2 protein-coding genes and 4 pseudogenes are annotated in these 10,508 nt (G+C 63.4%); all 6 read left to right on the top strand.

The annotated features are described in order from the left end of the window. The first annotated feature begins 303 nt into the window (after positions 1-303). The 6 genes and pseudogenes from lexA to uvrA all read left to right on the top strand — a co-directional run bounded on the left by lexA (position 304) and on the right by uvrA (position 10,376). Positions 304-920 (top strand): annotated as a pseudogene (gene lexA / locus F0169_RS06875) (transcriptional repressor LexA). Beyond that, positions 920-1,533: pseudogene (gene imuA, locus F0169_RS06870) on the top strand (translesion DNA synthesis-associated protein ImuA). The pseudogenes lexA and imuA overlap by 1 nt, the downstream one beginning before the upstream one ends. Before the next feature lie 7 nt (positions 1,534-1,540). Further along, positions 1,541-2,956 (top strand): Y-family DNA polymerase, encoded by a 1,416-nt coding sequence (locus tag F0169_RS06865; RefSeq protein WP_152746087.1) that lies wholly within the window; start codon positions 1,541-1,543, stop codon positions 2,954-2,956. Then, positions 2,953-6,023 (top strand): annotated as a pseudogene (locus F0169_RS06860) (error-prone DNA polymerase). The gene F0169_RS06865 and the pseudogene F0169_RS06860 overlap by 4 nt, the downstream one beginning before the upstream one ends. 126 nt (positions 6,024-6,149) lie before the next feature. Beyond that, positions 6,150-7,860 (top strand): annotated as a pseudogene (locus F0169_RS28295) (ATP-binding protein). Then, positions 7,857-10,376, top strand: a complete 2,520-nt coding sequence (gene uvrA / locus F0169_RS28290) for an excinuclease ABC subunit UvrA (protein ID WP_152746086.1) — start codon at positions 7,857-7,859, stop codon at positions 10,374-10,376. Before F0169_RS28295 ends, uvrA begins: the two are co-directional and overlap by 4 nt. Positions 10,377-10,508: the final 132 nt, after the last annotated feature.

Here is a 10,508-nt window from a genome sequence, read left to right as displayed (position 1 = left end):
GGGCTTGCTCCCGATAGCAGTTTTACAGTTGATACACTGAGTTGACTGACACACCGCCATCGGGAGCAAGCCCCCTCCCACAGTTGACCGAGTTCGGCTTGTGATCTTGATTTGAGAAGCGCCCCCGTTAAACCACGAGGCACCGAGTGATGGGGCAAGAGCGTTTTGGGGCCTTTCAAAAGTGACCCGCTGTAAGAGCGGAACCGATATAAGCCATAAACTCAATAACGGATATGCACTCAATAACCCCAAAAGCCCACCCCGACTGACGGCTATTGTCAGAAATTTCCCACAAGAGTACAAATGTACTCCATGACAACCCTGACCCCCCGCCGCACCGCCATCCTGACCTTCATCCGCGACCGTATCGCGCAACAAGGCCAGCCCCCGAGCCTCGCCGAAATCGCCGAGCCTTTGGCTTCGCCTCTCGCAGCGTCGCGCGCAAACACGTGCTGGCGCTGACCGAAGCCGGCTTTATCGAAGTCAACCCCAACCAGGCTCGCGGTATCCGCCTGCTCAACCAGCCCGCACGCCCCGAATGGCTGGATGTGCCGGTGCTCGGCCGCGTCGCCGCAGGCAAGCCAATCGGCGCCGACGCCGAAGTGCACAGCCGTTTGCAACTCGACCCTGGCACCTTCGCGAAAACCCCGGACTATTTGCTGCGGGTGCAAGGCGATTCGATGATCGAAGACGGCATCCTCGACGGCGACCTGGTCGGCGTACGGCGCAGCGCCGAAGCCTTGAACGGGCAAATCGTGGTGGCGCGCCTGGACGGCGAAGTCACCATCAAACGCTTTGAACGCAACGGCGAGCATGTGCGCCTGTTGCCGCGCAACCCCGCGTATCAACCCATCGAGGTAGGGCCAGACCAGGACCTGGCGATCGAAGGCGTGTTCTGCGGCCTGGTGAGGCAAGGCTGATGGGCGCCGTCGTTGCGCTGGACGCGCTGTTCAATGGCGGCCGCGTCTGGAAGGGCCGGCCTGCCACGGCACGGCCAGCGTGCATCCTACCGGGCTGGCGGCGCTGGACGCGGTGCTGCCCAGCGGCGGCTGGCCGGAAGCGGCGCTGAGCGAAATACTGATGGCCAAGGAGGGCGTCGGCGAACTGCAATTGGTGCTGCCAACCCTGGCGCGGTTATCGGCGCTGGGTGAGCGCATTGTGCTGGTGGCGCCGCCTTACACCCCATACCCCCACGCCTGGCAGAACGCCGGGGTGGATTTGCGCCAGCTCTCGGTGATCCAGGCCGAGGCGCGCGATGCCTTGTGGGCGGTGGAACAGTGCCTGCGTTCGGGCAGTTGCGGCGCCGTATTGTGTTGGCCGCACAAGGCCGATGACCGTGCCTTGCGCCGCTTGCAAGTGGCGGCAGAAACCGGGCAGACCCTGGCGTTTGCGTGGCGCTCCTTGAGTGAGGCCGTTAATTCATCACCTGCTGCCTTGCGCTTGGCGGTCGAGGCAAAACCCGCCCAAGTGCGCGTGCTCAAGTGCCGGGGCGGCTTGGCGCATCCGGCGCCGATTGCGCTGGCCGGGCACTGAGGTTGCCATGCGCTGGGTGTGTATTGTGTTCCCGCAATTGGCGCTGGACGGGGTGCAGCGTGTGCACCCCGAGCCAGACCAACCTTTGGTGTTGCTGGCCGGCACGCCGCAACGCCGCGTGCTGCAAACCGTCAATCACGCCGCCCGCGCCTTGGGCCTGCGCCCCGGTCAATCGCTGACGGCGGCGCATGCGCTGGTCAAGACCTTTGCCAGCGCCGAATATGACCCCGCAGAGATTGAACGCTGGCAGCAGTTTCTGGCGGCCTGGGCCTACCGTTTCAGCTCTCAGGTCAGCGTGTATTACCCGCGCGCCTTGCTGTTTGAAATCGAATCGAGCCTGGGCCTGTTCGGGCCGTGGCCGCAGTTTGAGGCGCGTTTGCGTAACGAGCTGACCGAGCTGGGGTTTCGTCATCGCATCGTCGCTGCGCCTAACCCGGCAGCGGCGCGCGCGTTGGCCAATATCTACGATGGCCTGGCCGTGGCGGATGATCAGGTATTGATGCAGGCCCTGGCGCCGCTGCCCATTGATCGCGCCGGCCTCGACCCGCAGGCGGCCACGGCGTTGTTGCGCATGGGCCTGCGCACGCTGGCCCAGGTGCAAGCGCTGCCCCGGCATACCTTGGCGCGGCGGTTTGATGCCGGCGTGCTCAAGCACCTGGATGCGTTGAGCGGGCAGCGGCCGTTGGCCCTGGCGTTCTATCAGCCGCCGGACCAGTTTGATGTACGCATCGAGTTGAATTTCGACGTGCAATCGCACCAGGCGCTGCTGTTTCCCTTGCGCCGCTTGACCGGCGACCTGTCGGCTTTCCTCTGCGGCCGCGACAGTGGCGTGCAACGTTTCGACCTGCACCTGGAACACGCCGGGGCGCCCGACAGCGTGATCAAGGTTGGCCTGCTCAGCGCCGAGCGCGAACCGGCGATGCTGTTTGAATTGGCCCGAGGGCGCCTGGAGCACGTGCACGTCAGCGCGCCGGTGCGCGGCTTTCGCCTGGTCGCCCAAGACCTGCCGGTATTCGTGCCGCAACGCCAGGACCTGTTCGACGACCGCCCGCAACAAACCTTGCCGTGGGAGCAATTGCGCGAACGCCTGCGCGCGCGGCTGGGGGATGAGGCGGTGCAAGGCCTGCGTTTTCATGCCGACCATCGCCCGGAGTGCGCCTGGCAAGCGGCCGCCGATAATCGCGCGTGCCCAACCTTGAACAAGGTGCAACGCCCCGGCTGGTTGCTGCCCGCGCCGACCTTGCTGGCCGAGCAGGGCGTACAGATAGTAATGGGCCCGGAACGCATCGAGTCCGGCTGGTGGGATGGCGCCGATGTGCGCCGCGATTACTACCTGATCCAAACCCGCGCCGGTCAGCAAGGCTGGGCCTACCGCACCGTGGGGCAAAGCGATGGGCTGTGGCTGCAAGGCTGGTTTGCATGAGTTACGCCGAACTGCATTGCCTGTCCAATTTCAGCTTCCAGCGCGGCGCGTCGAGTGCGCTGGAGTTGTTCGAACGCGCCAAACGCCAGGGTTACAGCGCCCTGGCGATCACCGATGAGTGCACCTTGGCGGGCATCGTGCGCGCCTGGCAGGCGGCGAAGGCGGTGGGTTTGCCGCTGATTATCGGCAGCGAGGTGCGCATCGAGAACGGCCCGAAACTGGTGTTGCTGGTGGAAAACCTCAGCGGCTACCAGCACCTGTGCCGCTTGATCACGCTGGCCCGAAGACGCGCCGAAAAAGGCCGCTATCGCCTGCTGCAAGAAGATTTCGAGCAGCCATTGCCCGGCCTGCTGGCACTGTGGGTAGCCGAAGAGGGCGACACCCAAGCCTCGATCCAATGGCTGCGGCGCACCTTTGCCGAACGCCTGTGGCTGGCGGTGCACCTGCATTGCGGCCAGGACGATGCGCGCTATTTGGAGCAACGTTTGGCCCTGGCCGCCAGCCTGAAAATACCCGCGGTGGCGTGCGGCGATGTGCACATGCATGCGCGTGGCCGGCGTGCCCTGCAAGACACCATGACTGCCATCCGCCATCACGTGCCGGTGGCCGAGGCGGGCACGCGCCTGCACCCCAATGGCGAGCGGCATTTACGCAGCCTCGACGCCGTGGCCGCGCTGTACCCGCAAGCGTTGCGCGACGAAACCCTGGTCATTGCGCAGCGCTGCACCTTTGATTTGAGCCAATTGCGCTACCACTACCCGCGTGAGTTGGTGCCCGAAGGCCATGACGCCCAATCGTGGTTGCGCGCCGTGACCGAAGAAGGCATCGCCCAGCGTTGGCCACAGGGTGTCGACGCCAAGACCCTGGCGCAGATCAACAAGGAATTGCAGTTGATCAGCGAGCTGGGTTACGAGAGCTACTTCCTCACGGTGCACGACATTGTGCGCTTCGCGCGCAGCCGTTCGATCCTGTGCCAGGGCCGAGGCTCGGCGGCCAACTCGGCGGTGTGTTTTGCCTTGGGCATTACCGAAATCGACCCGAGCCTGACGAGCATGTTGTTCGAACGCTTTTTGTCCAAGGAGCGCAATGAGCCACCGGACATCGACGTCGACTTCGAACACGAACGCCGTGAAGAAGTGCTGCAATACGTGTTCCAGCGCTACGGCCGTACCCGCGCGGCGTTAACCGCAGTGGTCAGCAGTTACCACGCCGCCGGCGCGGTGCGCGATGTGGCCAAGGCCTTGGGCTTGCCGCCGGATCAAATCAACGCGCTGGCCGAGTGTTGCGGGCGCTGGAGTGATGACGCGCCGCCCCTTGAGCGCCTGCGTGAAGGCGGCTTCGACCCGCAAAGCCCGGTCCTGCGCCGCGTGCTCACGCTGACCCAACAACTGATCGGCTTTCCTCGGCACCTGTCCCAGCACCCCGGCGGGTTTGTGATTTCCGAATACCCGCTGGACACGCTGGTGCCGGTGGAAAACGCCGCCATGGCAGAGCGCACCATCATTCAGTGGGACAAAGACGACCTTGATGCCGTCGGCCTGCTCAAGGTGGATATTCTTGCGCTGGGTATGCTCAGCGCGATCCGCCGCTGTTTCGACTTGCTGCGCCGCCATCGCCATCGCGACCTGTCGCTGGCGACGATCCCCAAGGAAGACCCGGCGACCTACGCGATGATCAGCAAAGCCGACACCCTCGGCGTGTTCCAGATCGAGTCACGCGCGCAGATGTCGATGCTGCCCAGGCTCAAACCGCAAACATTTTACGACTTGGTGATTGAAGTTGCGATTGTGCGGCCCGGGCGATTCAGGGCGGCATGGTGCACCCGTATCTGCGGCGGCGGAACAAGGAAGAGCCGACAACCTACCCGTCACCGCAATTAAAAGCGGTGCTGGAGCGCACGTTGGGCATCCCGTTGTTTCAGGAGCAAGTCATGCAAATCGCCATGGTCGCCGCCGACTATGGCCCCGGCGAGGCTGACCAGTTACGCCGCTCCATGGCCGCCTGGAAACGCCACGGCGGCCTGGAGCCGCATCAAGAGCGCCTGCGCGCTGGCATGCTGAAAAACGGCTACAGCGAGGCCTTTGCCGCGCAGATTTTCGAGCAGATCAAAGGCTTTGGCAGCTATGGCTTTCCCGAGTCGCATGCGGCCAGTTTTGCCTTGCTGACCTACGCCAGTTGCTGGCTTAAATGCCATGAACCGGCTGCCTTCGCCTGTGCGCTGATCAATAGCTGGCCCATGGGTTTTTATAGCCCGGACCAGATCCTGCAGGATGCGCGGCGCCATCGCTTGCAGATTCGCCCGGTGGATGTGCAGGCGAGTGACTGGGATTGCAGCCTGGAACCAATCGACGGCCAGCAACCGGCGATTCGCATGGGCTTGCGCATGATTTCGGGGTTTCGCGAGGAAGAGGGGCGGCGCATTGAGGCGGTACGCCAGCGCCGTGCGTTCAGCGACATTGCCGACCTGGATGAACGCGCCGGGCTGGATGCGCGTGCCCAAGCGTTGCTGGCGGACGCGGGTGCCTTGCGCGCGTTGGCGGGCAACCGGCACCAGGCGCGCTGGAACGTGGCGGGCGTGCACAAACAACTCGGCTTATTCAGCGGCCTGCCGAGCCCGGATGAAGCGGCGGTGGAACTGCCAACACCCACGGTTGGCGAAGACCTGCAGGCCGATTACGCCACGCTGGGTACCACACTCGGGCCGCATCCGTTGGCGTTGTTGCGCGGCGAATTGGGTAAACGCCGCTGCCGCAGCTCGCTTGAACTGATGTCGGTGGAGCATGGGCGCAACGTCAGCGTGGCCGGGCTGGTCACCGGCAGGCAACGCCCTGGCACGGCAAGCGGGGTGACTTTTGTGACCCTGGAGGACGAATTCGGCAACCTCAACGTGGTGGTCTGGCGCGACCTGGCCGAGCGTCAGCGCCAGGCGTTGGTCGGTTCGCGGCTGCTGAAAGTCGACGGGCGCTGGGAGGCGGTGGGCGAGGTACGGCACCTGATTGCCGGGCGCCTGACCGACCTGACGCCGCTGCTGGACGGGATCAATGTGCGCAGTCGCGATTTTCACTGAGGGGCGTTGCCCAAGCCTTCACAGATAAGCTATCTGCAATGAAACGATTTATGGCCGCCAGGCTCCAAGTTTTTATCAGTGCAACTGCGCCGCTTATCTCCCCTTATCTTCCCCTAGAGCCCATTGATGCATTTTTTATCCAACACCCATGGCTGCGAAGGCTGGGGTGGCGAAATGGCCCAGCGGATTCGTGCCTTCGACTGGTCGGCCACCGACCTTGGCCCGATCGACGCTTGGCCGACTAGCCTGGTCAGCGCCGTGCAGATGCTGCTGGCATCACCCATGCCCATGGTGATGCTGTGGGGGCGGGCTGGTTATATGATTTATAACGACCACTATTCGCTGTTTGCCGGTGGTCGCCATCCGTACCTGCTGGGCACGCCGGTGGAGCAGGGCTGGCCGGAAGTGGCTGATTTCAACCGGCAGGTGATGAACACTTGCCTGGCCGGTGGCACCTTGTCGTTTAACAACAAGGAGCTGGTGCTGCTGCGCAACGGCAAGCCGGAAGCGGTGTGGATGGACCTTTACTACAGCCCTGTCGCCGGGGATGACCAGGCACCGGCCGGTGTACTCGCGATTGTGGTGGAGACCACCGACCACGTGAACTCCGAACGCCTGCGCCGGGAATTGACGCATAACCTGGAGCAGCGCGTGGCTGCCGAGGTGCAAGCGCGTTCCGCTGCCGAAGAACAGTTGCGTCAATCGCAAAAGCTGGAAGCCATCGGCGGGTTGACCGGCGGCGTGGCCCACGACTTCAACAACCTGCTGCAAGTGATCGCCGGCAACCTGCACCTGCTGGCCCGGCATGAGCCCGAGAATGCCCAGGTTCAGCGGCGGGTGACGGCGGCTATCGCAGCGGTGGAGCGCGGCGCCAAGCTGTCGTCGCAACTGCTCGCGTTTGCCCGCCGCCAGCCGTTGTCGCCAGCCGTGTATAACCCGCAGCGCATCTACGCAGGGTTAGGTGAGCTGTTGCAGCGTGCGTTGGGCGAAACCATCCATATCGATGTGAAACTGCCGCAAGACTCCTGGTTTATCAGCGTTGACCGCAACCAACTCGAAAACGCGCTGCTCAACCTGGCGATCAATGCCCGTGACGCCATGCGCGGCGAGGGCGTGATTCGCATCACCGGTGAAAACATTATCCTCAACCCCGACGACTGCGTGGGCAAGAGCATCACGCCCGGCGAATATGTGCGCCTGGCCGTGACGGACATTGGCGTGGGCATGTCGCCAGCGATTCTGGCGCGGGTGTTCGAGCCATTTTTTACCACCAAACGTTCAGGCCATGGCACCGGCCTCGGCCTGAGCATGGTGTTCGGGTTCGTGCGCCAAAGCGGTGGCCATGTCGAGGTGTGGAGCGAGGAAGGCAAGGGCACTGTGGTGCAGATGTATTTCCCGCGCAGCCTGGGCGAAGAGAATCAAGACACCCGCGTCGAACCGCCGCTGCACGAGGGTGGCCAAGAGACGATTCTGGTGGTCGAGGACAATGCCGACGTACGCGTAACGGTGGTCGATGTGCTTGAACAGGCCGGTTACACCGTGTTCACGGCCGAGGACGGCGACCGCGCCATGCACGCCTTGCAGAGCGGTGTGCAGCCGGACCTGATTTTTACTGACGTGGTGATGCCGCCGGGTCGAAAAGTACCGATTTGGCCGAATGGCGCGCGCCCAAATGCCGCCAGTGGCAGTGCTGTTCACCTCCGGCCATACCCGCGACATTCTTTCCAGCAATCACTTGCTGAGTGCCGATATTCACCTGCTGAGCAAACCCTACAGCCCCGATGCACTGACGCAACGGGTGCGCAGCGTGCTCACAGTCAGACAAGGTTGCCCATGACTTCCCCGCGTGACATCCCTGCAATCAATGCCCAACACCTCGGGTTTGTCCGAGTGCGCGGCGCCCGTGAACATAACTTGCGTAACGTTGATGTGGACATCCCCCGCGATGCGCTGGTGGTCTTCACCGGCGTGTCGGGCTCGGGCAAATCGTCCTTGGCATTTTCTACGGTATACGCCGAGGCGCAGCGCCGTTATTTCGAGTCGGTGGCGCCGTATGCGCGTCGCCTGATTGACCAGGTTGGCGTGCCGGATGTCGACAGCATTGAAGGCCTGCCACCAGCCGTGGCCCTGCAACAGCAACGCGGCACGCCGAGCGCGCGCTCTTCGGTGGGCAGCGTCACCACCTTGTCGAGCCTGATTCGCATGCTGTATTCGCGTGCCGGCAGCTACCCGGCGGGGCAGGCGATGCTGTATGCCGAAGACTTTTCGCCGAACCTGCCGCAAGGCGCCTGCCCGCAATGCCATGGCCTGGGCCGAGTGTACGAAGTGACCGAGGCGCTGATGGTGCCCGATCCGTCCCTGACGATTCGCCAACGCGCGGTGGCGTCCTGGCCGTTGGCGTGGCAAGGGCAGAACCTGCGCGACATTTTGGTGACCCTCGGCTATGACGTCGATAAGCCTTGGCGCGACCTGCCGAAAAAGCAGCGCGAGTGGATTTTGTTCACCGAAGAAACCCCGACCGTGCCGGTGTACGCAGGCTTCACCCCGGAGCAAACCCGCGAGGCGCTGAAGCGCAAGCTGGAGCCGAGTTACCAGGGCACGTTCAGCGGCGCGCGGCGCTATATTTTGCACACCTTCAGCCACACGCAAAGTGCGCTGATGAAAAAGCGCGTCTCGCAGTTCATGCAAGGCAGTGCCTGCCCCTTGTGCGAAGGCAAGCGGCTGACCAAGGCCGCGCTGTCGGTGAAGTTTGCCGGGGTGGATATTGGCGAGCTGTCACAACTGTCGCTGGCGCAGGTGGCCGAGTTGCTGCGGCCGGTCGCGGCGGGGCAGGACAAAATGAAACTGTCAGTGGAAAAACGCCTGGCCGCCCAGCGCATCGCCCAGGATTTGCTTGAGCGGGTGAGCACCTTGACCGACTTGGGCCTGGGCTATTTGTCGCTGGAGCGCAGCACGCCGACCTTGTCATCCGGCGAGTTGCAGCGCTTGCGCCTGGCCACGCAGTTGGGCTCGCAATTGTTCGGCGTGATTTATGTGCTGGATGAACCGTCAGCGGGGCTGCACCCGGCGGACGGCGAGGCGTTATTCACCGCGCTCGAGCGTTTGAAAGCCGCAGGCAATTCGTTGTTTGTGGTGGAGCATGACCTGGAAACCATGCGCCGCGCCGATTGGTTGATCGACGTAGGGCCAGCCGCCGGCGAGCATGGCGGGCACGTGCTGTACAGCGGCCCGCCCGCCGGTTTGGCCGAGGTCGAGGCGTCGCAGACACGCGCGTATTTATTCGCCGAACGCAGCGTGCCAAACCAGTCGCGACGTGAGCCGGCAGGCTGGTTGAAGCTGGAAGGCGTGACGCGCAATAACCTCAATGACTTGAGCGTGGCTTTCCCGCTGGGCTGCTTTACCGCAGTGACCGGTATTTCCGGTTCGGGCAAATCCAGCCTGGTCAGCCAGGCGCTGCTGGAACTGGTGGGCACCGGCCTCGGCCGGGTGGTCGAAAACGACGAAGAACCGAGCCTGGAAGACGACACCCCGCAAAGCAGCGGCGGGCGCATCAGTGCCGGGCTGGAGCACATCCGCCGCTTGGTGCAGGTCGACCAGAAACCCATCGGCCGCACACCGCGCTCCAACCTTGCGACCTACACCGGGCTGTTCGACAACGTGCGCAAGCTGTTCGCCGCGATGCCGGCGGCGAAGAAGCGCGGTTATGACGCGGGGCAGTTCTCGTTCAACGTCGCCAAGGGCCGCTGCCCGCAGTGTGAAGGTGAAGGCTTTGTCAGCGTCGAGTTGCTGTTTATGCCAAGCGTGTATGCGCCGTGCCCGACCTGCCATGGCGCGCGCTACAACCCTGAGACCTTGGCGATTAAATGGCAGGGGTTGAGCATCGCCGACGTATTGGGGCTGACGGTGGAGCAGGCGGTAGCGGTGTTTGCTGAACAGCCTGGCGTGTTGCGCTCGTTGCAGGTATTACGCGACATCGGCCTGGGTTATTTGCGTCTAGGCCAGCCCGCGACTGAGTTGTCGGGCGGCGAGGCGCAACGTATCAAGCTGGCGACTGAGCTGCAACGCAACGCACGCGGCGCAACCTTGTATGTGTTGGATGAGCCGACAACCGGGCTGCACCCACGCGATGTTGACCGTCTGCTTAGCCAGTTGAATCACCTGGTGGACGCGGGGCATACGGTGGTTGTGGTGGAACATGAAATGCGCGTAGTGGCGCAGAGTGACTGGGTGATCGACATCGGCCCAGGGGCCGGCGATCTCGGCGGCAAGGTGGTTGCCAGCGGCGAGCCCTGGAAAGTGGCTAAAAGCAAAACCAGCCGCACGGCGCCGTTTCTGGCCAGGGAATTGAGCTGAGCACAGAGCGGGGTTGATCCAATATCTCAAGCCCAAAACTGTGGGAGGCCATCTACATCTGAGTGGTTGAAGCAGATCAAGGGCGGGTTTTGCATACACAGCAGATCTGCTTCTGCTTCTGCTTGTTGTGGG

This window comes from Pseudomonas kitaguniensis (assembly GCF_009296165.1).
In the GTDB taxonomy this organism is placed as follows: Bacteria; Pseudomonadota; Gammaproteobacteria; order Pseudomonadales; family Pseudomonadaceae; genus Aquipseudomonas; species Aquipseudomonas kitaguniensis.
Note: the sequence above shows the minus strand (reverse complement) of the source record. Positions and strands in the feature narration are given on the sequence as shown.

What these genes read in the sequence shown, in the direction of transcription:
- F0169_RS06865 (WP_152746087.1), top strand. Translation starts at nt 1,541, where the DNA reads ATGCGCTGGGTGTGTATTGTGTTCCCGCAATTGGCGCTGGACGGGGTG.
- uvrA (WP_152746086.1), top strand. Translation starts at nt 7,857, where the DNA reads ATGACTTCCCCGCGTGACATCCCTGCAATCAATGCCCAACACCTCGGG.